Below are 24,491 nucleotides of genomic sequence, written 5' to 3'. Positions count from 1 at the left end.
CTGCTGGCCGTCTCGAAGGTCGATCAGGTCTCGGCGGGCTTCTTCAAGGCGCTGGTGAGGGAACCTGCCCGCGCCAAAGTCGGCATCTACAGCTTCTCGCGCCAGGACAACCTGTTCGTGGGCATCGGCGGCGGTCTGGTGTATCTGGCCAGCGACAAGGCGCTGCTGATGGGTTACCTGGGGCGCCTGAGCGGCAAGGCTGGCCCGCGCCTGGCGGCGTCTGTGGCCTACGCGGCGCCCCGCAAGGCGGTGGGCGATCAGGAGCTGGGACTGTACCTCAACTTCTCGGCCAGCGCCAAGCTGATCCGGGGCCAGTTCGGCAAGCTGTTCCTGCCGCGCCTGCTTTCTCCCGTGGTGGACGCCATCGACACGCTGGGCCAGTACGCCTCTGGTTTCAGCACCACCAAAACCGGGTTGAGCGCCGTCTCGGCCCTGGCGCCCAATCCGGCGGGCAAAGACACGCCGCTGTACAGCGTGCTGACCCACACCACCAATTTCGAGGTCCAGAACATCATTCCGGCCAGCGCCGAGGCGGTCAGGGCCACGGCCTGCGCGCCTGAAACCGGCGTCTATCAGGCGGCCTGGCTCAACCGCATCGACCTGTTCGATCCTTTCGGCTTTCTGAGCGACAGTCAGCTCAGCGCCAACCTGGTCAACGCCTCGCGGTATCTGGGCGACGAGTGCGCCCAGGTCACCCTGGCGGGCGGCACCCTGGCGAGCCTGGACACCACCGGGACGCAGGCGCTGGGCTACAGCGTGAGCTACCACAAGGTGAGCGATATGACCGCCGCCGAGGCCCACATGCCCGCCTACGCGGCGGCGGTCAACCGGGCGATTGGGGGCGTGGCCGATAGTCTCACCTCGCTGAACTCCGGTCTGCTGAGCCGTCTGGGTTCGCAGAGTGAGGCGACCAGAGGCGCCGCCGCCAGCCTGGACGCCCAGCTCGCGCAGTTTCGCAAGCAGCTCGGCGCCATCAAATTGGTCTACGGCTTCCGTGACGGCTACCTGGTGAGCGCCTACTCCGACAAGGCGCTGCAAACCGCCCTGAAGGCGGCTGGACCCAGGCTGGCCGAAGACGCGGGTTTCACTGCCGCCGAGCTGCCGCTGATGGACACGGCGGGCTGGTCGTATGCCCGCCAACCCGCCAAGACCGACCCCAAAGCCTTCGAGAAGGCGATTCGTCAGGCGCTCAGCCAGTCGGGCAGTGACGTTTCCAGCCTGGTCAGCCCGGAGATCATCAAGGCCATCAGCGGCGCTATCCTGAACCTGGCCAACCGTTACGGCGGGATGTCATCACAGAGCAGCGCCCTGAATGGCGTCATCGTGAGCAAAGCCAACGTCCGCTACGCCTGGTAGTGCGCCCCGCCCCATCAAAGGCGTCCAGAGAGGCGCAAATGGAGAGTTATGTTTAACCCCACTATGACGAGAGCAGGCCAATCGTGATCCGCAAGGAACGCGCCGTCCTGGCGCTCGAAGACGGCACCGTCTACCGGGGCTACGCCTTCGGGCACCGGGGCGAGACGGTGGGCGAGGTGGTCTTCAACACCTCCATGACCGGCTACCAGGAGATCATGACCGATCCGAGTTACAACGGCCAGATCGTCACCATGACGTATCCGCACATCGGCAACTACGGCGTGGCCATCTACGACATGGAGAGCAATAAGCCCTTCGTGCGCGGCTTCATCGGGCGCGAGTTCAGCGACACCTACTCCAGTTACCGCGCCCAGGAATCGCTGGAATCGTTCATGCGCCTTCACGGCGTGGTCAGCATCCAGGGCATCGACACCCGCGCCCTGGTGCGGCGGCTGCGCGAGGGCGGCGTGGTGAAAGGGGTGGTGGCCCACCGCAGCGCCACCCACCCCGAAGACGCTTACGGCGAGTTCAGCGTGGAGGAGGAGCAGGCCCTGGTCGCCCGCGCCAGAGCGCACGAGGACATCGACGGGCGCGACATGACCCAGGAGGTCACCACCGCCCTGCCCTACGCCTTCCCGACGCTCAAGCACGGCAAGCGGGTGGTGCTGATGGATTTCGGCATCAAGCACACTATCATCGAGCGGCTGGCCGAGGTGGGCATCGAACCCATCGTGGTGCCCGCCCAGACCACCGCCGCGCAGGTGATGGCGCTGCAACCGCACGGGCTGTTCCTGAGCAACGGTCCCGGCGACCCTGCCGCGCCCACCTACGCCCACCGCACCGCCTGGGAGCTGATGGGCCTGCTGCCGACCTTCGGCATCTGCCTGGGCCACCAGATTCTGGGCCTGGCGGCGGGCGGCCAGACCTTCAAGATGAAATTCGGCCACCGGGGCGGCAACCAGCCGGTCAAGAATTTATTGACCGGCAACGTCGAGATCACCGCCCAGAACCACGGCTACGCGGTGGACCTCAGCAGCATTCCCAACGGCGAGTTCGTCGCCACCCACCTCAACCTCAACGACCAGACCCTCGAAGGCATGGCCCACAGCCGCTACCCGGTCTTCAGCGTCCAGTACCACCCGGAAGCCTCGCCCGGCCCGCACGACAGCCGCTACCTGTTTGGCCGCTTCATCGAGGAAATCGTGGCCTTTGAGGGCGCCACCGGCACCCCGGTCGAGAAGGCGGCGACGGGGCGCCTGGGCGTGTGAGCCGAACGCTTGGAACGGTTTTCATCGTGAGACCGGTCATTCCCCAAAATTTGTCATCCTGAGCGAAGGATCTCGTCGTTCGTCTGCGAGATCCTTCGCTCAGGACGACATCGCTCTTGTGGCAATCGCTTTCTTCCTATCGGCGCTCCCGGCCCCCTGCACGACATTCTGATCCCACGTTGCCCGGTCTGGAGCTGGCCCAGTCCGCAGCCTGCCCGGTCAGGCCCGAAATCAGGACTCGGCGTCCCCAACCGCCCCAAAATCCATGACTGAAAGTCAGGTACCGGCTACTGTCGGCGGGTCGGTTGAACCTGAACGGCGTGTCGCACGGGGCTGAACTGTAAGATGTTGCCCAAAAGTCGGGCACCCCACACCCTCCGTCCACTGGGGGCAATGGGGGTATAACGCGCCCTGTTTGCCTCCCTGCAAGTCTTACGTTTTTCTTACATATAGGCGAGGTGAAAACGATTAAAGCCCCGCCACCACGGCATTTTCCGGACGCGGCCCAGGCGTATGAGCCAGGGCTGGAGCAGTGCCTGACGCCGGAATACCCCCCAGCGCATGAACGGGGCGTGGTTGACCGGCTTGCATGAGGACGCTGAGGATGGGTTAAACTCACAACTGTTCCGGAGCAATGAAGCATCTGGCCTATTCGGGCGCCTTACCAGATGTGGAGCGAGTGGCGCGACCGACAGAACGAAAAGCAACCTCAATGTTGCGGTTCGTATGCTGTTGGTCTTTTTTGTTGTCTTGGAGGCATGTGTGAAACGTCAACTTTTCCTTCTCGCAGGGCTGTGGGTCAGCCTGTCTGGCGCCGCAATCGCCCAGCAGGCTCCGGCAAAGGCCCAGAGTCCCAAGCTCACGCTCGACCAGGACCTGATCCGCAGTGTGCAAAAAGACGGCAAGACGGTTGAGGAGCGCGTTCCGGCGCCGTCAGCGGTGTTGCCCGGCTCGGTACTGATCGAGGAGGTCACGGCTCAGAACCAGGAGAAAAAGGTTCTCAACACGGTCCGCATCAGTGTGCCGGTTCCCAGGAACACGCAGTATCTCGGCTCGGCCACGCCCAGCGGCGAGCGCTGGAAGACCCAGTTCACCGCCTTGTGCAGCGGCAAGGCCCTTCCTTACGCCGAGGCGCCCCTGAACTGCACCGAAACGGTGGACGGCAAGTCGGTGACCCGCGACGTCTTGCCCAGCGAGTACGTCGGCGTGCGCTGGGTGCTGGCGAACATGAAGTCGGACGAAACGTTGAAGCTCAGCTTCCGCGTGAAAGTCAATTGAGCGGCTAAGCCTCGTCCCTGGGCCTGGCCCACACGAGCAGCCGATACCGAGCAGTCGAGCACCGGGTAAGGTCGGCGCACCCTGGCCGAACGCAGCCCCCTGGAGCAAGAGGAGAGAGCATGAACAAGTACTGGTCAATTGTTTCACTGATGGCGGCGCTGGCCGTCAGCGCCGCGAGCGCGGCAGGCACCCCGGCAGGCACTGTAATCAAGAACGAAGCTACCCTGACGTTCAGCGACGATACGGGTAAGAACGAGAAGACCATCACCTCCCTTCCGGTGACCACCACCGTCAAGGCTGTACCCAGCTTCGTGCTGACCAAGAACGACGAGAGCCCCGACGTGACCAAGCCGGATTACACCAAGCCCGGCCAGACCAACACGGCGGCCAAGCCCGGCGACACCATCGTCTTCCCCTACGTGCTGACCAACACCGGCAACGTGCCCCAGGAAAGCTACGACCTGGGCAACCAGGCCCCCGACGCGGCCAGCGGCGTCAAGCCCGGCACCGACGTGCGCTACTACCTGACCAACCCCGATACCAACAATGACGGCGTGGTCAGCCCCGCCGAACTGACGGCGGCGGGCGCCGGGATCACCAGCCTCAGCGGCCTGGACCCCGACAAGGCCATCAACTTCTTCCAGATCTACACCGTTCCCGCTGGCGCCACCAGCGCCGACAAGTACGGCGCCGACCCGACCGGCACCCGTAAGCCCAATGCGCTCGACAAAGGTGCCGTCATTACGCTGCCCATCGACGCCAACAACTCCAACACCGCCAGCGTGGTCCGCAACGACGGCGGCGTGATCGGGCCGAAGGCTGACCCCACGGCGGCGGGCGGCGCACAGCCTTACCAGACGGGCGACACCGTGCCGGTCACGGTTACCCCAGACAGGGACGGCAAGGACACCCAGACGGCCAACGCCACGACCACCACCACCGTCATCACCTTCACCAACACCATCAAGAACAACGGCAACCGTCCCGACACCTTCACGGTCACGGCGACGCCTCAAGACTTCCCGGCGGGAAGTAAAGTCGAGCTGCTCAACCCTGACGGCACCCCGTTTACCAAGACCCCCAGCACCGACCCGACCAAAACCACCGACATCCTGGTGCGCGTGACCCTGCCCGCCGGTGTGAGCGCCCCCGATCCCACCAAGAAGCCCACGGTCAACCTCGAAGTGACCAGCGGCAACGACCCCACCAAGAAAGACCCGACCAAGGACATCGTGAACCTGCCGGGCCTCAAGTTCGGCGACCTGAGCCCGGCGGGCGGCATCGACCCCACCCCGGTCACGCCCGCCACCCCGGCGCCCGGCAAGGCCGACCCGACGGACCCCACCGCCATCAGCGTGGACCCCAAAATCTGCGTCACCTCCAGCGACGCCTACCTGCCGATGGGCGTGCAGAACCTGGGCACCCAGCCGGACCGCTTTGTGGTAAGCGGCAGCGCCGTCATCACCTCGAACGCGGGCGTGGCCAAGACCATCAACGTCGTGTACTACACCGACACCAACGCCAACGGCAAGCTCGATGCCGGTGAGCCCAAGCTGGCCGACGTGGCCGGTGGACAGGACGTGGGCACGCTGGCCCCCGGCGCCGTCGCCAAGCTGGTCGCGGTCATCGCCGTGCCCTGCGACTCGGCCAAGGGCACCTACACCGTCACCCAGAACGTCAAGTCGGTCGACCCCACCGATCCCACCAAGCCCGGCACCGGCCTGGCGGGCACCGACACCAACGACACGGTCAAGGTCGGCGGCAACGGTCAGACCCCCACCATCACCAAGGCCGTCGATCTGGCCGAGGCCAAGCCCGGCGACATCCTGACCTACACCATTCAGGGCAAGAACACGACCAACAGCAACGTCACCAAGGCGATTGTCAAGGACGTTCTTCCGGCCAACACCACCTACAGCGTCCTGTCGGCCACCAGCACCTCGACGGGCAAGGTGCTTTACAGCAACGACGGCACGGTCTGGACGGCTGCCGCTCCGGCCACCGCCACCACCGTCTACGTGGGTGTGGACACCAATGCCGACGGCAACATCACCGTTGCTGACATCCTCAAGCCGGGCGAGACCATCGACGTGACCCTCAAGGTCAAGGTCAACTAAGCCCCTCTCGGTGCGCTCTGCCTCAAGGTGGGGCGCACCCCCTTCAACATCAGCCCTTCTCTGCTATCACCCTTCTCTACTATCACCCTTCTCTGCTATCAACAGCCTCAACACCAGCATTTTGAAGACCAGCTCCCTAAAACCAGAGAGCCAATACCAGAAACCCCAAACAGCAGAAATCCTAAACAGCAGAAACCCTAAACAGCAGAAATCCCTGTAACACCAGAAATCTTCTTTTGAAGCCCCACAAGGGCAACAATGCCCGCTATGAGCAGTCTCAAACACCACAATCTTTCTTCTGAAATTGTCTGGACCCGGAGGCTACGTGCGAAACCCCTTGATGTTGAGAACCTTGATGTTGAGAACACTGACAACGCTGCTGCTGGTCCTGAGTGGGGGTGCGCTGGGGATCACCACGGTCCTGCCGACGCCTGCGGGCACGGTCATCCAGAACCAGGCCACGCTGGACTACCAGCCCGCCGACCTGAGCCTGCCGCCGGTCACCGTGACCAGCCTGCCCGCCATCACCACCGTGATCGCCCAGTGCAGCGTCAGCGTGCGCCCCGACGGCACCGTGGCCAGTCCCGGCCAGACCGCCCAGGTGCTGCCCGGCGAGAGCGGCCTGCTGCGCTACAGCCTGACCAACACCGGCAACACCGACACCACCTTCGCCCTGAGTCTGGCCCAGGACGCGGCCTCGGCGTTCGGGCTGACCGGGCTGAACGTCTACGCCGACCGCAACGGTAACAACCTGGCCGACAGCAACGAAGGCCCCATCAGCTCGCTCAAGGTCAGCCCCAACGTCGCCCAGTCGCTGCTCGTCAGCTTCACGGCTCCGGCGGCGGCGCGCGGCTCGGCCTACCTCAACCTGGTGGCGGCTTGCCCGGCCTCCGAGGGCGGCGGCAGCGACAGCAACAACGTGGCGCTCGTTCAGGTCGGTGCGCCCCCGGCGTTGAGTATCACCAAGGCTTTCAATCAGCAACTGCTCAAGCCCGGCGGCGAGGTCGGCGTGAGCATCAACGCCAGCAACAACGGCCAGGGCGCCTCCCGCGAGGCCACCGTCACCGACCTGCTCAACACACCCGACATGCAGGACTTCACCTTCGTGCCCGGCTCGGCCCGCGCCAGCAGCGGCGCCCTGGAGTTCAGCGGCGACGGCGTGAACTGGAGCGGCGCGGAAAGCGGCAGCGTGCGCGGCGTGCGGGTCCGAGTACCCAGCCTGGCCGCCGGACAGAGCGTCAACCTGAGCTTCCGTCTGCGGGCACCGAATACTGCCCTGAACCTGCGGACCAACGTCGCCACCATCCAGAGCGGCGGCGCCAGCCTGGAAGCCCGCGCCAACGTCGAGGTGCGCTACACGCCCAAGATCGCGCTCGGTCCTGTCGCCAACCCCGAAGCCAACCCCGGCGGCGAACTCAGCGCCAGTGATAGCCAGACCAAGCCCCTGGGCTTCCTGAACCGCGAAATCTGCTTCCAGCACACGGTCAAAAACCTTGGTGACGTGGCCGACACCCTGAGCATCACCGCCAAGGTCGTCAAGGGCGCCGCGACCGTCAAACTGAGCAACCCCGACGGCACGCCGCTCGTCCCTACCCTACTGGCCCCCGGCGGGACCGCCAACTTCACCGCCTGCTACACGCCCACGGCTGCCGATCCCGGCGCCGAGGCGCTGCGGGTGCTGCTGACCGCCACGAGTGCCCAGGGCGGCGCCCCCAATCAGACCCTGGACGTCATCACCGCGCTGACCGACAAGCTGCCGGAACTCAGCAAGAGCGTGAGCCCGGCGGGCGTGGTCGTGCAAAATGACACGCTGACCTACACCCTGAAAATCACCAATTCGCTGCCGGTGGCCCTCAAGAACGTGGTCATCAGCGACAAGCTCGATGCGCGGCTGGCCTTCACCTCGGCGGACAACGGCGGCACCTTCGCGGTGGGCGTCGTCACCTGGAAGCTGGAGAGTATGGCCCCCGGCGCCGTCATCAACCTGAGTCTGGTGGTCAAGGTGAGTGCCGAGACCCCCGACGACACCCTGATCGACAACACGTTCAGCCTGGTCAGCGACGAGTTGCCCGGCGGCCCGGACGGCACAGGTCTGATCTCCAACCTGGTGCAGACCCCCGTGTTCGGCGGCCAGCTCGGCTTCGTCAAGACCTCGCTGGCGCCCGCTCAGGTGGCCATCGGCGACATCATCACCTACGTATTTCGCCTCAGCAATCCCTCCAAGGTCGCCACACTCAAGAGCACCGAGATCGTGGACACCATGCCCACCGGGATCGAGTACGTGGCGGGGTCCAGCCGTCAGAGCAGCGTGGCGCCCACCGACACCGCCTCGTATGGCAGCGCCAGCACCGTCATTCCCGACCCCAAGGTCGACGGGCGCAAGCTCTCGTGGATGATTAGCAACCTGGCGCCGGGTCAGACGGTCTTCGTCTACTTCAGGGCGCTCATCACCCCCAACGTCACGGCCAACATCAGCAACACGGCGGTGGCCCGCGCCATCAGCAACGCCGGAGTGCCGCTGAACTCCAATCCCTCGACCATCAGCAACCGGGTCCGGGCGCTGCTGTTCGAGCCGCTGGGCGATCTGGTCGGCTACGTCTTCATCGACGTGAACCGCGACGGCACCTTTGATCAGGGCAAGGACATCCCGATACTGGGCGCCCGCGTGATCCTGGCCAATGGCCGCACCGAACTGACCGACCTGACAGGCCGCTACCACTTCGCAGGGTTGCGTGAAGGCTTCTGGGCGCTCAGGCTCGACCCCAGCAGCGTCTACGCCCAGAACCTGACCATGCCCCAGGACGGCGGCCTGCGCGGCAGCCGGGGCGTGTTCGTGCGCAACCTGACCAGCGCCGACTTCCCGCTGGAACCGGTGGTGGGCGACATCGGCGTCATCCGCGACACCACCCTCAAGATGGGCGCCCTCCGGGTCCACAAGCAGGTCTTCACCACCTCCGAGCCCAATACCTACCAGGTGCAACTGACCCTGGACGCGGCGGCCACCTTAGACGGCTTTGCCCTGAGCGACCCGCTGCCCGACAGCGCCACATTGATCGACGGCCAGAACACCCTGAACCTCGATACGCTGCCACCCGGAAGCCGGGCCGTGACCTACCGCTTCCGCTTCGGCGGCGACCAGAAAGCCGCTGTCACCGACCCGACAGCACAGTGGAGGTACTGAGTGAAACGCGCCATCACCACCCTGACCGCCGCGCTGATCACCAGCGCCGCCGCGCAGGACATCGCCACCTCCCTGCCCCTGACCAGCGTCGGCGACAAGCTGATGTGGACCGTCGGCGACCAGGATCTCAAACTGGTGGTGGGGGCCTCCAGCCGCGTCAAGCTCGACCTCTACAGCCCCCAGTTCGATCCCCAGGACTACCGCTCGGCCACCTATTACGGCGACGAGTCGTACGCTGATCCCAGCGTTCATAGCACCTTCTCGCTGATTAAACTCAGCAAGGTCGAGGGCCAAAGCGACACCGAAACGGTCATCAAGACCCAGGACTTCGGGCGCGGCGCCCAGGACTGGCAGACTTTCCTGAACCAAGATCTGGCTGCCGGTGAGTACACCCTGCGGGTCCAGACCGAGGGCAACGGCAAAAACACCTTCGCCCTGCGCCTGAACTCGATCAGCGCGGCCATCCAGTCCGACCACCTCAACGTCAATATCCACTCGCGCGAGTGGGTTCCGGCGCTCAACGTCGTTGGCAAGGGCGGTAAGCTCGACATCCGCATGTACGACGGCGACGGCCCGACTGAGCTGAGCGCCGAACTGCGCGACGCGGCGGGCAAGGTCTACCCGGTCAAGGTCTCCGAACAGCTCGGCTTCGAGGACATCAAGGTTCCCGAAGCGGCGGGCAACTACACCCTCTACCTCAAGCAGCCGGGCGGCGAAAAGCAGTTTTCCAACACCGTCGGCTTCGACCTGCGCCGCGCGGGCGAGCCCGCCGGGCCGATCACGGTGGTTCAGGCCGACACCACCGGTTTGATAGAAGTCACCGCCGAACTGGTGCTGCCCTACGGCAACGAGCCGACCCAGGCCACCGTCCAGGCGGGCGACAAGACCCTGGAAGTCACGGATAAAACCAGCCTGCGCGTGCCTGCCGGAGACTACCCGGTCAGCGTGGCCCCGATTACCGGCGCCGAAGTCACGCTGGAACCGAAAAGCGTCACCGTGCCCAAGAACGGCGTCGGCAAGGCTGCCGTGCTGGTCAAGCCGGACGTGGCGCTGGAGTTCAGCGCCGACAAGCTGGAAGTCTGTATCGGCGACGTGGTGACCTTCACCGCCCGCGCCACCACCGCCTTCGAGCGTCAGGCGCTGAACGCGGGCTTGCAGGTCAAACTGCCTGCCGGGTTTACCGCCAACGGCGAAACCAGCCTGAGCACCAAAGTGGACGCGGCCAACCCAGGCGTGCTGAGCTTCGAGGCCACCGCCACCGCCGCCACCGCCGAGGCCAGCGTCATCGGCGCCACACTCTCGCCCTGGAACAAGTCGCAGACCGCCAGCGTGCGGGTGCTGCCCACCGCCACCCAGATCGAGCTGCGCCGCGTCCCGCTGGAGATTGCCAAGCCCGGCGATATCGTCACCATCTCGCTGAGCGTCAGGAACACGTCGGGCGCTCCGGCTCCCTACAGCCTGGACGACACCACCGACGAGCTGCTCGAAGCGCTCGACTCGCCGGTCTTTACCGGCACGCTCGAACCCGGCGAGAGCAAAACCCTGAGCTACCGCGCCCGCGTCAAGGCCGAGGGCGACGCCACCGCCAGCCTCCAGGCCACCCTGACCAGCAACTGCGACAGCGCCCAGAACCTGGAGGGCGAGCTGATCGTCCAGGCGCCGCCCGCAACAGTACCTGCAACAGTAGATGTCACGCCCCCGACGCCCGAAGTGGCGGTGGCGGCGGCGCCGGTCATCATGCGCGAATCGGTGGTGCGCATTCCCTACGACGCCCCGCGCAGCGCCAATCAGATCGTGGTGGCTCACACCCCGCCCGCCGGTGGCCGCTACGTGCCCGGCACCAGCACCCTGGGCGGCAAGGCGCTGAGTGACCCCCAGGTCGGCCCCAGCGGACGCTTTTACTGGATAACCCCCGGCGCTCCCCAGGGCGTGCTGAACTACAAGGTGACCCACGAAGGGGCGCTGCCCGCCCTGAACTCACCCGCGCTGCTGGGGCTGTTCGCCCACGCGGCCCAGGAAGTGCTGATCGGTGAAGTCGATCTGGCCGATTTCAAGGCGGCTGGAGAGCTGGCCGCCCAGGTCAGCGCCGAGAACGCCGGAGCGCTCAAACTGCCCCTGAACGGCGCGATTTACCGCGAGCGTGACCGCATCACCGTGGCCGTCGAGAGTAGTGCCACCGACGACAGCCTGCCGACCATCAACGGCGTGGCCGTCTCCGCCGACTCGATGGGCAAGCGCGTGCTCGACGCGGCGAACGGCAAACAGCGCCGCGAGTTCTTCGGCGTGATGCTGCGTGCGGGCGAGAACACCATCAGTTTCGGTGGCGCGGTCAGCAAGGTGTTCCTGGCGGGCGTGCCGATCAAAGCCGAGATCACGCCCCGGCAAATCGTCGCCGACGGCATCAACCCCATTCAGATCAAGATCAAGTTGCTCGACGCCCAGAACGTCAGCACCTTCACGCCCACCGTCACGGTCCAGAGCAGCCTGGAACCCACCGTCAGGGACGCCCAACCGGCGGTGGCCAGCTACCAGATCAACCTCAAGGACGGCGAGGGCGTGCTGGAACTCCAGCCGCTGACGGCCCCGACCCGCTTCAACGTCAAAGTACTGGTGGGCGATAAGGTCTTCGAGCAGAAGTTCGACGCCCAGCCCAGCCAGAACCGGGTCGGCATCGGCTTCCTGAGCGCCACCGCCGGGCTGGACCTGGCGGGCAGCAACCGGAGTCCGTACTACGGTATTCACGGGGCCGCTTACTACGAAACCCCGCTGGCGGACGGTAAACTGTATGTCGCGGGCGCGGCGGGCGGCGAGGGCCAGAGCGGCGCCTCACCGGCGTTTACCCAGGACCCGGCGCGTGGCCTGGCCAAGTCGACCAACCCGCTGGAACGCTACTCGACCTTCGGGGACTCCAGCACCGAGGAGGTGGCGCTCCAGGGCATCGACCCGCTGGCCTTCCGCTACGAGCACCCCAGCTTCAACCTCCAGTACCGCCAGTCGGCGCTGCCGATCAGCGTCTTCTCGCTCAGCGAGACGCCCACGGCGCTCTCAGGCTTTACCCGCACCAACCCCGGTCTGTCGGGCTTCGTGGCGTACCTGCCGCGCGATCAGGTCAACGAGGATTTGCAGGCCAACGGCACGCGGGTGCTGAACCTGAGCCGCACGGACGTGGTGCGCGACAGCGAGACCATCCAGCTCATCAGTATCAGCCCGCTGACCCAGGTCGAGAACGTCGTGACCTTGAAGCGCTACGTGGACTACACCCTCGACGCGGTGACGGGCGTGGTGTACTTCAGCTCCCCGGTCAACCTGGTCGACGAGACCGGCGCCCGCCAGATTATCCGGGCCAACTACCGGCTCCTCAGCGCCGATCAGCAGCGCCGCCTGGCCTACGGCGCCCAGCTTCAGACCGATATCGGGACGCACTTCAACGTGGCCGCCGCCGTGGTCAATATCGACAGCACCTTATCGAGCGGCGTGCGGCTGCGCTACCAGGACGGCGAGACCGGCGGCACCCTGCTGGCCGCCTACGCCGGGGGTGTTCACGTCGACGGCGGGCTGTCGGGCGTGGCCGGGCCGGTCAAGTTCGGCGCCTCGTTCCGCTACCAGGACGGCAGCTATGGGGGGCTCAACAGCACCCCGGTGGGCACGGCGGGCATCGGCCAGGCCGACATCAAGCTGACCGAGCGCTTCGGTGTGCGGCTGGGCGGCGATTACACCACCGCCACCACGGCGGCCAGCGGCGCCGCCCCGGCCAGCAGCTCCAAGCAGGGCCACGCCAGCGTGCTGGGCACCTACCAGCTCGCGCCGGTTAAGCTGGGCGCCGGGCTGGAGTACGGCTTCGGCGACAAGGCGGGGCTGGCCGGAGTCGCCAGCGTCGGTTACGACAACAACGAAAACAGCGTCGATCTGAGCCACGCCCAGCCGATCACCGGCAACTTAAAGCCCCATACCACTCTGCGCGGCAAGCTGACGGTGGCCAAGAACGTCACCCTGAGCGCCAGCGAGGACTACGAGTGGGGCGGCAACAACGCGGCCACCGTGGGGCTGGCGACCAAGCTCGGCGGCACCAACCTGCGGGTCGATTACGACCTGCCCGGCAACGACGGCAGCGGCAACCGCGCCCGCTTCGGCGTGGACACCAGCCTGCCGCTGGGTGAGAGAGTGTCGCTGGGCCTGTCGGGCTCGGACGCCTACAGCATCGGCAGCGGCAAGAACGAGTGGAACATCGGCCCCAGCGTCCGCTACAGCAGCGACAACTTCGTGGCCACCGCTGGCGTGGACGTGGCCAGCACCGACCACCTGCGCACGGTGGCCAAGGCGGGCCTGAGCTACACCGTGAGCCGTCAGCTCAGCCTCAGCCTGGACGGCACCAAGGTCTTTTCCGGCGTGGAGTCCGAGGTGGGCAACCAGTTCGCCGTCTCGGCGGCGCTGCGCAATGGTCCCTGGCAGGGCCTGAGCTACCTGCGCTATTCCGACGGCTCGCTGGGCGGCAAGAACCCCCAGTTCATCGGCGAGGCCAACATCGAGTACCACCGCGCACGCTATGACCTGCGCGCCGGGGTGGCCGGGCGGATGCTGGCGGGCGACCCCCAGAGCCTGACCTTCCAACCCTCGGCGAGCGCGACCTACCATCTCACCGACAACTTCGGGCTGGGCCTGGCCGGACGCGCCCTGTTCCAGCCGGGCAGCAACTACAGCGCCTACAGCCTGGGCCTGGAAGCCAGCGCCCGCCTGATTCCCGGCACCTGGGTGACGCTGGGCTATAACCCGCTGGGCTTTGACGGCGTGGCCCAGAGCCTGTACACCCGCCGGGGCGCCTACATCCGCCTGGACCTGATGCTCGACGACGGCCAACGAGAAAACAATCTGAATCTTTCCCAGGGAGACCGGAAATGAAAGCGCGACTCACACTGCTGCGCCTGACCCTGGCCTGCGCCGCGCTGCCTTGCAGTCTGGCCGCTGCGGCGGGCACCACCTCCACCATCTGCCAGGACCAGGGCGGCATCCTCGATTCGGTCAACCTGATCACTGCCGAAAACGCCGGTTCCTTCGGCAGCCAGGGCGGCACCTACCGCGACCTGGAAAGCGCCGATCAGCCGGGCACGCCCTACAGCTACGCCGGAAACGACCCCAACACCGGGCGCCAGGCGCAGGGGCTGCTGGTGCCGGAAGGCAAGTACCTGGTGCTCTCGTCGCAGGGCGGCGGCAACGGCAAGATCAACAGCTTCGGTCCCTGGCAGGCGTATACCGGCCATACCAGCGGCGCGGCCAACGACGCCTACCTGGCGGTCAACGGCTTTACCTCCGAGGCGACCTTCCTCAAGCAGACCGTGCCCGTCGAGCCCAATACCAACTACGAGATCGGGGTCTGGGCACGCTCGCCCCACGCGGCCAACTCGCCCTTCGGAGATCTGGCGTCGGCGCCCAAGCTCTCGATTCAGGCGGGCGCTCAGGCCAGCGGCGTGACCGATCCGCTGGTCCGAGGTGATCTGTGGGAGCGCGGCTCGGTCATCTTCAACTCCGGTAATTCGAGCAGCATTCCGGTGACGCTCAAAAACGTCTCGACGGTGGTGCAGGGCAACGACTTCTACGTCGACGACCTGTTCGTCCGCAAATGCACCCTGCCGTCCGGCACCGTCAGCGGCAAGGTGTTTCGTGACAACGACGGCAACGCTTCCCAGAACGGCGAGCCGGGCATCGGCGGCGCGACGGTGACGGTCACGGACAAAAACGGCTCGGTGGCCACCACCACCACCGCCGCCGACGGCACCTACACCTTCCCCAACCTGCCGCTGAACAACGGCCCCTACACGGTGGCGGTGGACGGCGCTAAAAGTGCGTCCCAACTCGCGGGCCTGAGCGCCAGCACCCCGACCTCGACGGCGAACGTGAAGCCCATCGCCAACCAGACGGTGCCCGGCGGCAACTTCGGCTACAAGCCGCCCGCCACCGTGCCCGATACCGGCGTCTGCACGGCGGACAAGCCCTACGTGCAGAGCTTCGACAAGCCCGGTCCCCAGGCGGGCATCACCAACGTCTACGCCTACAACGCCGACCCCAACGTCGTCACCGCGACCGACGCCACCTACAACATGTGGAACGCCATCGACCACACCGGCAACGGCGGCTACGCCCTGTTCATGAACATCGCCAGCTATGAGGGCAACAACGGCGCCGTGCTGAACAACCCCGGAGTGCTGTACGAAAGCCGCATCACGGTGCCTGCGGGCTCGACCATCAACTACCAGAATTACGTGCGCAGCCACTCGAACGGCGGCACCCAACTCCAGTTCCGCTTCCTCGACGGCGTGAGCGGCGCCGAACTCCAGCGGGCCGACGGCGCCCCCTCGACCACCGGTTACGTGCTCCAGACGGTTCCGGCCTTCGTCTCGCCGAGCAGCAGCCTGGTGTTGCGCATCTACACCCTCAGAGACGGCACGGTTCAGGACATCAACGCCCTCAAGCTCGACGACCTCAAGCTGACCTGCACGCCGCCCCAGCCGCCCCAGCCCGTGGTGGACAAGACCGTGCAGAACATCACGGCGAACGGTCCCGTCACCAAGGAGACCACCGGCAAGCCCGGCGACGTGCTGGAATACTGCATCACCGCCACCAACACGGGCGGCAGCAACGCCACCAAGCTGGGCCTGGGCGACAACATTCCCAACAGCTCGCAGGCGTTGCCCGGCAACCTGCCTGGCGGCTACGGCGCAGGCAAGGACATCAAGTTCACCGGCCCTGACCTGGTGGTCAAGTACCTGACCTTCGCCGCCGACGCCGACACCGGCCAGCTTCTCCCGGCGGTGCTCAACCCGCCCGCCGCGCCCCGCATCGTCGTCAGCGACCCGGCCCTGAAGCTGAGCGTCGGCCAGAAGTTTCAGGTGTGCTTCCGCACCACCATCAACTGAGCCTCGACTGGAGCAACTGAGGCGAACACGGCCCACCTGGCAACCGGGTGGGCCACTTCATTGGTGTGGACTGAAGGTACCGCGCTATCAGGTGGGCGTCACGCCCCGGCAGGATACTCCGGGTATGCGATTTCTTTCTCTGTTTCTGCTGGCGGGCCTCGGCGTCGCCCAGACCGTGACGCCCAGCAATCCCGCCCCCATGAACGGCATCTGGACCCTGACCCAGTTCGCGGGCTCTCCATCGCTCGACCGGCAATTCGCCGCGTCAGGTCAGCTCACCATCGAGGGTGGTCGATTGACGGGCAACTACGGCTGTGGCCGTTACCGGGGCACGCTGGAGGCGGTGGCCAATACCTCCCGGATCAGCGTCGCGCTCCTGGCACCCAGCCCGCTGGTGCGCTGCCGCTTCGCCGTGCGCGGCAATATTGTAGACACCCTGAACGCCGCGACCCAGTACACCCTGAGCCGCGACCATCTGGTGCTGTTCTCCAAGGCGGGCCGCCTGAGTTTCGAGCGCATCGGCTTCGTGACGCCGGGAAAGAAGTGAGGTTGGAGCTTTAGAATCCAGAGGGTCTACTTTAAACACGGCGTTATTCTTTGAACGTATCGTCATTCCGGGCGTAGCGAAGAACTCTGCCGTTGAAGGGCGAGATCCTTCGCTCAGGCTGACAAACCTCGCGTTAGGTTTTCCCGGCCTATTATACGGGATTGAAATGAGTTCAGGCCATTTGCCTTTAGTCCCTCGCCCCCTGCGGGAGAGGGAGGGAGCCGCAACGCGGCGGAAGGGTGAGGGGACCACCAAGCGGCGTTCCCGCTTCATGCACGCGATTCTTTTTAATTCCGTATTATTTGAAGCCGTTTGAATCCAGTATGCAGACTGTTCAGTACAGCTTGTCCAGCACCTCGTCTTTAATAATAAAACTATTCTCTCTGGTCGGGAACGCCCCGCCGCGCACGTCGTCGGCGTACTGCTTCAGGGCTTCGGTAGCCAACTTGCCGAGTTCGGCGTAGCGCCGGGCGATTTTCTTTTCGTTGTCGTAAATGCCCAGCACGTCGTGGTAGACCAGCACCTGCCCGTTGCAATGCGGCCCGGCGCCGATGCCGATGGTGGGAATCTCCAGGCGCTCGGTAATCACGCGGGCGAGCCGGGCGGGAATGACCTCCAGCACCACGGCGAAGGCCCCGGCCTCCTGCACGGCCTGGGCGTTCTCGATAATCTGGCGGGCGCTGTCCTCGTCGCGGCCCTGGACCCGGCGGCCTCCCAGCGACACCTCGGTTTGCGGGGTCAGGCCCACGTGGCCCATGACGGGCACGCCGTTGCGGCCCAGCACCCGGATGACGTCCAGCACTTCCGGTGAGGCGCCTTCCACCTTCAGGGCGTCGGCGCCGGTTTCCTGAATGACGCGCACCGCCGCCCGCATGGCGTCGCGCAGGCCGGTGTGGTAGGTGCCGAAAGGTAAGTCGGCCACCAGAAAGGTGTCGGGGGCGCCCCGGCGCACGGCGCGGGTGTGGTGGATCACGTCATCCAGGGTCACGGGCGCGGTGCTGTCGTAGCCCAGGACCACGTTGCCCAGGCTGTCGCCGACCAGGATCAGGTCCATTCCGGCCCGCTCGGCCTGCTGGGCGCCGGGGTAATCGTAGGCCGTGACCATCACCAGCGGGGTATCCCGGCGCAGTTCGGGGAGGGTGAGCTTCATGGGCATAAGCTAGAGCATTTGTCATGAAGGCTGCGACTTTATGACTGAGCAGAGCGAGTGAAATACGGCGAGCATTTGGACAGATGCTCTCGCGCCTGGCGAGGCGAGAGCGGGTGGGGGAGAGCGGCCCGGTTTCAGGATCTGATCGCTCAGGTGCCTGATTGCCGGGTCATCTGCTCAGGCTCCCAGGCTGAGCTGACCGTACTTATCCAGCACCAGGTAGATGATCCAGCCGGTGACGGCCACGTACAGCCAGACCGGCACCGTCCAGCGGGTCCAGCGTTTGTGAGCGTTAAAGGCGGCGCGGGCGGCGGGCACTTCCTCGACCCGGCCCAGACCGCCCGCCGCCAGGATGCCCTTGCGAGCCCAGAACAGGGCGCCCAGGGCCAGCGGCAGATTTAGGGTCGCCAGGGCGACGTGACTGATGAGCAGACCGTAGTAGGCGCCCTTCCAGGCGTCGGGGCCGATGTATTTTTTCTCGTAGCCCAGGCCCAGGCGGGTCAGGTACAGCACCAGAAACAGCGTCGCCAGACTGCTGGCAATCAGCATGAAGCGCATGTGCTGGGTCCGCTGCCCGCGCCGGATGTACGCCACCCCGATGCACAGCGCCACCCCGCTGAGCACGATGCAGATGACCGACCAGGTGTTGATGATAGAAGCCATGCCCGGCATTCTAGGCAGCCTGCCCGGCGCCGCACAGGGTCATTTGCTGGCCCCTCAGCTCCGGCGGGCGCCAAATGTGATTCGGTGATCCAGAAATTTGCGTGCTGGCGCAGGTTTTTTAGGCAAATGATGAGGACAATTGTACCCACTGCCCCCCCGGTCATCTCCTAAACTGAGGCCACGAAGATCAGCTTGGGGCCGGGTGGCTCCGGGGCAGCGTTATCTAGAACGGGCGACTTTAATTGGTAAGGGAAGGGTGAGGCAGTTGAGAAGTGCATTGACAGATCGCGGTGTGGCGTCAGGGCCGGTAAAATGGCTCTCGGCGCTGGCCTGGGTCACGCTGGGCTACAACGTCCTGGTGATTCTGTGGGGCGCCTACGTGCGGATCAGCGGCTCCGGGGCAGGCTGCGGCGCCCACTGGCCGCTGTGCAACGGTGAGGTGGTGCCCCGGTCGTTTACCCTGGAGCGGATCGTGGAATTCAGCCACCGGGGCAGCTCCAGCGTCAGCGGATTGCTGGCGGTGCTGGTGTTCGCGCTGGCCTTCGCCCTGACGCAGCGCGGTCATCCGGTACGTCTGGGCGCTGTCTGGTCGCTGGGCCTGATCGTATTCGAGGGGCTGATCGGTGGGGCGCAGGTGCTGCTGGGCCTGACCGCGAGCAGCACCGATCCGGCACGCGGCTTTATTCAGGGCCTGCACCTGGCCAACACCTTCGCGCTGCTGGGCGCCGGACTGCTCACCGCGCTGTGGGCCGGTGGGGCGCCGCGTTTCACCTTCAAAAATCAGGGCGCGTTCCAGTGGGCCGTGCCGGTAGGCGCCGTGCTGATGCTCCTGCTGGGCATGGCGGGCGCGGTCACGGCGCTGGGCGACAAGCTGTTCGTGCCCAAAGCCGGTACGCCGCTCGATACCGTCAAAGCTGATTTTGGCGCCACCGCCTCCCTGATCGAGAACCTGCGGGTCATCCATCCGGCGCTGGCCATCACCGTCTGCGCCTACCTGATCTGGTTCGCGGGCCGGGCCATGTCGCAGCGGCCCAGCCCCCAGACGACGCGCTGGAGTTACGCCCTCTACGGCGTCATCGGTGCGCAGGTGCTGATGGGCGTGAGCGTCGTGGCGCTCAAAGCGCCCGGCTGGACGCAGCTCGTTCACCTGCTGTTGGCGTGCATCATGTGGCTGGTGACCGTCATGCTGCTGTTCAGTACCCTGAACGCCCGAAGCGCCGTGAGCACCTCCAGTCGGGCGGTGGGCGCGTGACCGCCGTGCCGGGCGGCGCTCCGGTGCGGGCGACCTGGCGCGATTACCTGGCGCTGACCAAGCCCAAGGTCATCAGCCTGCTGCTGTGGACCACATTGAGCGCGATGGTGATAGCCCAGCGTGGGCTGCCCAACCTGTGGCTGCTGCTGCTGGTCGGGGTCTGCGGCTTCATGTCGGCGGGCTCGGCGGGCGTGTTCAATATGATCGTCGACCGCGACATCGATCTGTTGATGGTCCGCACCGCCAAGCGGCCCACCTCCAGCGGGCTGATCGCCAACCGCGAGGCCTTTCTCTTCGGCGCCGCCCTCCAGCTCAGCTCGTTCGCGGCCCTCTGGACGCTCGCCACCCCGCTGTCGGCCTGGATGAGCCTGGCGGGATTCGTCACCTACGTCTTCGTGTACACCCTCTGGCTCAAGCGCACGACCTGGCACAACATCGTGATCGGCGGCGCGGCGGGCGCCTTTCCGCCGCTGGTCGGCTGGGCCGCCGTGACCGGTGAGCTGAACCTGTTCGCCTGGTTTTTGTTCGCCATCGTCTTTTTCTGGACTCCGGTTCACTTCTGGGCGCTGGCGCTGATGATTAAAGACGACTACAAAGCGGTGGGCATTCCGATGCTGCCGGTCGTCCACGGCGAGCGCCTGACCGTCGAGCAGACTTTTCTGTACGCCATTTTTACGCTGGTGATTTCGCTGATGCCGCTGCTGCTGCGCGAGGTCTCCTGGCTCTACGGCCTCAGTGCGCTGCTGCTGGGCGGCTGGCAACTTTGGCTGGCCTGGAAGCTGCGGGTGCATGTGGCGCGTGGCAAGGTCACCACCCGCCAGGAAACGCTGCCGCTGTACCTGTTTTCGATGCTGTACCTGGCGCTGCTGTTTTTGGCTGCCGCCATCGACCGGGTGGTGTTCGTGTGACACGGACTCTGTACGGACTCCGTATGAGGCGCAGGCAGCAGTCTGCCGGGTGCTCAGGCTTTAGTCTGAGGGCAAGATGTTAGTCCTCTGCCCGGCGCCTCCGGCCTTCCACTTCTGGCCGAGCACTCCTCTTTTGGTCAACACCGCCGACTCAAACGCTCTACACTGCTCCAGTACAGCTCTGGGCACGAATGTAAGGAACCGAATGCAGGGCACAAAGGAGTGATGTTGAACATGGTATTTCGCCGTCATAGTGCGCGGCCACGCGCCGCCGTCAGCCTGGGCCTGGGCACCTGGTTGCTGATGGCCGCTGCCCAGGCCCAGCAGGTCAAGCAGACGCTCAACGCGCTCGACTCCTCTTCGGGCTACAACCGCGAGGCGGGCGTGCTGGTCGCCTGGGGACTGGCGTTCGCGGTCATCATCTTCATCGGGGTGTCCGGGGCGCTGTTTTACACCGTCCAGAAGTTCAGGGAAGACAAGAACACCGCCGAACCGGCCCAGTTTCACGGCAACAACCGCCTGGAGATCGCCCTGGTCGGCGTGCCGGTGCTGATCGTGATGGTGCTGGCCCTCCTGACCGTCCGGGCGATGGCGCGGCTGAACCCGACGCAGGCGAACTCGTATCCGGTCAGCGCGGTGGCCGCCCAGTTCTACTGGAACTTCGAGTACCCCAACGCCAAGGTCGACGCGGCGGTGGGCAACGGCCTGGTCACCAACGGCAACGAGCTGATCGTGCCGGTCAGCACCAAGGTCGCCGTGACCGCGACCTCCCGCGACGTGATCCACGGCTTCTGGGCGCCCAACCTCGGCGGCCAGCGCGACGCCATTCCCAGCGTCAAGAAGACCTGGCAAATCGACACCGACAAGCCCGGTGTGTATCAGGGCAACTGCACGCTGCTGTGCGGCGCCTCGCACGCCAACATGCGCTTTAAAATCGTCGCGCTGCCCCAGGCCGATTACCAGCAGTTCGTCTCGGTGGCCCAGACCTACAAAGCGCCCACCCCGGCGGCGGGCAGCCCGGAGCAGCTCGGCTACAATATTTTCATGAACGGCAAGGGCGGCAGCGGCGCCTGCGCGGGTTGCCACCGCGTCCAGGGCACGGGCGCGGCGGGCCAGGCCGGACCCGACCTGAGCTTTTTCGGCAGCCGCCGCACCCTGGGCGCGGGCATGTGGGAGGGCGCCGATGTGGACGCCAACCTGCACGAGTGGCTCAAGCACAGCCCCGTTATCAAGCCCGGCAGCGTGATGCCCCGCTACGACGGCCTGACGCCCAACTACCCGGCCCTGAGCGACACCGAGATCGACGGCGTGGCCGCCTACATCAAGTCGCTGAGGTTGCCTGAGACCGGCAACTACTGGACCAAAATCACCGCCGCCGTGCCGGGTGCCCCGGTGCCCGCACCCCAGGCCGCCCGGATTCCGCCCACCCCGCAGACCAGCGCATCGGTGAATGGTGCCACTCTCCCCGGAGGCAACTAAGCATGGCCATTTCGATGCCGCCCCAGACCAAGGCTGAACGCTCCGGCTTCGGCGCCACCATCTGGGATTACATGACCACCACCGACCACAAGAAGATCGGCACGCTCTACATCGGTACCTCGATCTTCGGCTTCGCCATCGCCGGAATCCTGGCGGTGCTGATCCGGCTGCAACTGGCGGTGCCCAACAATACTTTGCTGGTGGGTAACACCTACAACCAGGTGCTGACCGTCCACGCCGCCATCATGATCTTTTTCTTCCTGATCCCGATCGGCCTGTTCGGCTTCGGCAACTGGTTCGTGCCGCTGCAACTCGGTGTGCGCGACGTGGCATTGCCCAGGCTCAACAACTTCGCCGTCTGGGTCTTCATCTTCAGCATGATCCTGATTCTGACCGGCCTGTTTCACGGCGGCATGCCCGGCGTCGGCTGGACGTTTTACTACCCGTTGAGCGTGGACAGCAACCAGACCGGCGTCTCGGTGCTGATGGTCGCGCTGATCCTCAACGGCATCGCCTCGCTGCTGGGCTCGGCGAATTTTGCGGCCACCATCGTCAACATGCGCGCGCCCGGCATGAGCCTGTGGAAGATGCCGGTCTTCACCTGGAGCATCTTCGCCACCAGCATCCTCCAGCTCGTCTCGCTGGGCGGCCTGACGGCGGCGGCGCTGGTCACCTTCCTGGATCTCAAGATGGGCCTGAGCATGTTCAACCCCGGCATCGGCGGCGTGCCGGTGCTGATGCAGCAGTTTTTCTGGTTCTACTCGCACCCCGCCGTGTACGTGATGCTGCTGCCCTACCTGGGCATCGGCGCCGAGATCGCTTCCACCATGGCCCGCAAGCCGCTGTTCGGCTACCGGGTGATGGTCTACTCGATCCTGGGTATCGTCATCGTCTCGCTGGTCGTCTGGCTGCACCACATGTTCGCGCTGGGCATTCCCGAAAGCTGGCAGATCGCCTTCATGGTCGCCACGCTGGTCGTCGCCGTCCCCACGGGTGTCAAGATCTTCAACCTGATCGGCACCCTCTGGGGCGGACGTATCACCATGAAGACGCCGACCTACTGGCTGGTGGGGTTCATCTTCAACTTCCTGATCGGCGGCATCACCGGCGTGACCCTGGGCCTGATTCCCTTCGATTATCAGGTGACCATGAGTTACTACGTGGTCGCGCACTTTCACAATGTCATGATGTTCGGCACCGCCTTCCTGGCGATGGGCGGCCTGTACTACTGGTGGCCCAAGATGACCGGGCGCTTCATGAGTGAGAAGCTGGGCATGTGGCACTTCTGGCTGTTCATGATCGGTTCGTGGATGACCTTCATGCCGCAGTACATCCTGGGGCTGCTGGGCATGCCCCGGCGCTACTACACCTACCCGGCGGGCAACTTCGCCTGGAGCGAGCTGAACCTGGTCTCAACCGCAGGCGCCCTGGTGCTGCTGGTCGGCGGTATCGTCTGGGTCTGGAACATGTACGTCAGCTTCAGAAGCCCCATGACGGCTGGCCGCAACCCCTGGGGCGGCTTCACCCTGGAGTGGACCGCCGACAGCCCGCCTGCTTCCTACGATTTCGCCCACGACTTCCCCACCACCTTCCCCACCGAGCGGCCCTTATACGACTGGGAGCAGAGCGGCGCCAAGCTGATTCCGGTGGACCCCAGCAGCATTCACCTGCCGCAGAGCACCGTCTGGCCGTTCATGACCGCCGTGGGCCTGGTGCTGATGGGCTACGGCCTGAGCTTCGGCTGGTTCAGCTCCTGGAGCCCCTCGCCCGCCGTGACCCCTGACCGCTTCGCCAGCATCGTGCTGTACCTGAGCATTCCACTGTTCCTGTATTCGCTGTTCAAGTGGGCCGGAACCCGCGAGTACGACGTGCCGGTCGAGCACCACACCCTGACCAAGTACAGCAACGGCTTCATGGGCATGGCCTGGTTCATCATCTCGGAAGTGGGCCTCTTCGGCGTGCTGATCGCGGGTTACGTCTACCTGCGCGTCATCGGCGGCGCGGTGCCCCCGGTCACCCGGCCCGGCGTCTGGCTGGCGGCGCTCAATACCCTGATTCTGGTCAGCAGCTCCTTCGTGCTGCATCAGGCCGAGAAAGACCTGCACCACCACCGCTACAGCAAGGGCCGCCTGGGTCTGTTGATTACCCTCATCATGGGCGGCCTGTTCATGCTGTTCCAGGTCTACGAGTTCTCGCTGTTTGGCTCCGAGAGCAACTGGACCCAGAACCTGTGGCAGACCTGCTTTTTCATCATCGTCGGCCTGCACGGTCTGCACATCCTGATCGGCGGCGTGGGCGTGGCCCTGCCGTACTACCAGCACATGACCGGCAAGATCGACAAGACCAACCACGGCTCGCTGACCCCGGCCAGCATGTACTGGCAC

14 protein-coding genes and 1 riboswitch are annotated in these 24,491 nt (G+C 65.4%); of the genes, 12 read left to right on the top strand and 2 right to left on the bottom strand.

The genetic code is table 11. The annotated features are described in order from the left end of the window. The 8 genes from Q0R23_RS15380 to Q0R23_RS15345 form a co-directional block, all read left to right on the top strand. Window positions 1–1,356, top strand: a 1,356-nt coding sequence (locus tag Q0R23_RS15380) for a hypothetical protein (protein WP_293914374.1), incomplete at its 5' end; no start/stop codon positions are given. An 83-nt stretch (window positions 1,357–1,439) separates the two neighbouring features. Next, a complete protein-coding gene (gene carA, locus Q0R23_RS15375; RefSeq protein WP_293914372.1) occupies window positions 1,440–2,624 on the top strand; it encodes a glutamine-hydrolyzing carbamoyl-phosphate synthase small subunit in 1,185 nt (394 codons plus the stop codon). Between the two features lie 618 nt (window positions 2,625–3,242). Then, window positions 3,243–3,327, top strand: a riboswitch (cyclic di-GMP riboswitch). 59 nt (window positions 3,328–3,386) lie between these two features. Then, window positions 3,387–3,902 (top strand): hypothetical protein, encoded by a 516-nt coding sequence (locus Q0R23_RS15370; protein WP_293914370.1) that lies wholly within the window; start codon window positions 3,387–3,389, stop codon window positions 3,900–3,902. 119 nt (window positions 3,903–4,021) lie between these two features. After that, window positions 4,022–6,019 carry a DUF11 domain-containing protein gene (locus tag Q0R23_RS15365; RefSeq protein WP_293914368.1) on the top strand — a complete coding sequence of 666 codons (1,998 nt, stop codon included), beginning with the start codon at window positions 4,022–4,024 and terminating at the stop codon, window positions 6,017–6,019. A 355-nt stretch (window positions 6,020–6,374) separates the two neighbouring features. Continuing rightward, window positions 6,375–9,200: a DUF11 domain-containing protein gene (locus tag Q0R23_RS15360; protein ID WP_293914367.1), complete on the top strand. Its 2,826-nt coding sequence runs from the start codon at window positions 6,375–6,377 to the stop codon at window positions 9,198–9,200. Further along, complete coding sequence (locus Q0R23_RS15355; protein ID WP_293914365.1) at window positions 9,201–14,096, top strand: hypothetical protein; 4,896 nt, start codon at window positions 9,201–9,203, stop codon at window positions 14,094–14,096. Further along, window positions 14,093–16,108, top strand: coding sequence for an SdrD B-like domain-containing protein (locus tag Q0R23_RS15350; protein ID WP_293914363.1), 2,016 nt, complete (start codon window positions 14,093–14,095; stop codon window positions 16,106–16,108). Before Q0R23_RS15355 ends, Q0R23_RS15350 begins: the two co-directional genes overlap by 4 nt. A 124-nt stretch (window positions 16,109–16,232) precedes the next feature. Beyond that, window positions 16,233–16,655, top strand: a complete 423-nt coding sequence (locus tag Q0R23_RS15345; protein WP_293914362.1) for an META domain-containing protein — start codon at window positions 16,233–16,235, stop codon at window positions 16,653–16,655. Window positions 16,656–16,989: 334 nt separating this feature from the next. Here the strand turns inward: Q0R23_RS15345 and panB are convergent, their stop codons facing one another. Beyond that, window positions 16,990–17,805, bottom strand: a complete 816-nt coding sequence (panB, locus tag Q0R23_RS15340) for a 3-methyl-2-oxobutanoate hydroxymethyltransferase (protein ID WP_293914360.1) — start codon at window positions 17,803–17,805, stop codon at window positions 16,990–16,992. 177 nt (window positions 17,806–17,982) lie between these two features. Further along, window positions 17,983–18,468 carry a DUF420 domain-containing protein gene (locus Q0R23_RS15335; protein WP_293914359.1) on the bottom strand — a complete coding sequence of 162 codons (486 nt, stop codon included), beginning with the start codon at window positions 18,466–18,468 and terminating at the stop codon, window positions 17,983–17,985. A gap of 277 nt (window positions 18,469–18,745) precedes the next feature. Between Q0R23_RS15335 and Q0R23_RS15330 the strand changes: the two genes are divergently transcribed. The 4 genes from Q0R23_RS15330 to Q0R23_RS15315 form a co-directional block, all read left to right on the top strand. Next, entirely contained in the window at window positions 18,746–19,720 is a 975-nt protein-coding gene (locus Q0R23_RS15330) for a COX15/CtaA family protein (RefSeq protein WP_293914358.1), read from the top strand. Continuing rightward, on the top strand, window positions 19,717–20,628 hold the full coding sequence (locus tag Q0R23_RS15325; RefSeq protein ID WP_293914357.1) for a heme o synthase: 912 nt from the start codon (window positions 19,717–19,719) through the stop codon (window positions 20,626–20,628). Before Q0R23_RS15330 ends, Q0R23_RS15325 begins: the two co-directional genes overlap by 4 nt. A 225-nt stretch (window positions 20,629–20,853) precedes the next feature. Then, window positions 20,854–22,107 (top strand): cytochrome c oxidase subunit II, encoded by a 1,254-nt coding sequence (gene coxB, locus Q0R23_RS15320; RefSeq protein ID WP_293914356.1) that lies wholly within the window; start codon window positions 20,854–20,856, stop codon window positions 22,105–22,107. Between the two features lie 2 nt (window positions 22,108–22,109). Then, window positions 22,110–24,491: cbb3-type cytochrome c oxidase subunit I (locus Q0R23_RS15315; RefSeq protein WP_293914355.1), on the top strand; the 2,382-nt coding region annotated here is incomplete at its 3' end.

Source organism: Deinococcus sp. (genome assembly GCF_025362455.1).
GTDB lineage: Bacteria > Deinococcota > Deinococci > Deinococcales > Deinococcaceae > Deinococcus.
Note: the sequence above shows the minus strand (reverse complement) of the source record. Positions and strands in the feature narration are given on the sequence as shown.

What these genes read in the sequence shown, in the direction of transcription:
- Q0R23_RS15335 (WP_293914359.1), bottom strand. Translation starts at nt 18,468, where the DNA reads ATGGCTTCTATCATCAACACCTGGTCGGTCATCTGCATCGTGCTCAGC.
- panB (WP_293914360.1), bottom strand. Translation starts at nt 17,805, where the DNA reads ATGAAGCTCACCCTCCCCGAACTGCGCCGGGATACCCCGCTGGTGATG.
- Q0R23_RS15350 (WP_293914363.1), top strand. Translation starts at nt 14,093, where the DNA reads ATGAAAGCGCGACTCACACTGCTGCGCCTGACCCTGGCCTGCGCCGCG.
- Q0R23_RS15360 (WP_293914367.1), top strand. Translation starts at nt 6,375, where the DNA reads ATGTTGAGAACACTGACAACGCTGCTGCTGGTCCTGAGTGGGGGTGCG.
- Q0R23_RS15365 (WP_293914368.1), top strand. Translation starts at nt 4,022, where the DNA reads ATGAACAAGTACTGGTCAATTGTTTCACTGATGGCGGCGCTGGCCGTC.
- Q0R23_RS15345 (WP_293914362.1), top strand. Translation starts at nt 16,233, where the DNA reads ATGCGATTTCTTTCTCTGTTTCTGCTGGCGGGCCTCGGCGTCGCCCAG.
- coxB (WP_293914356.1), top strand. Translation starts at nt 20,854, where the DNA reads ATGTTGAACATGGTATTTCGCCGTCATAGTGCGCGGCCACGCGCCGCC.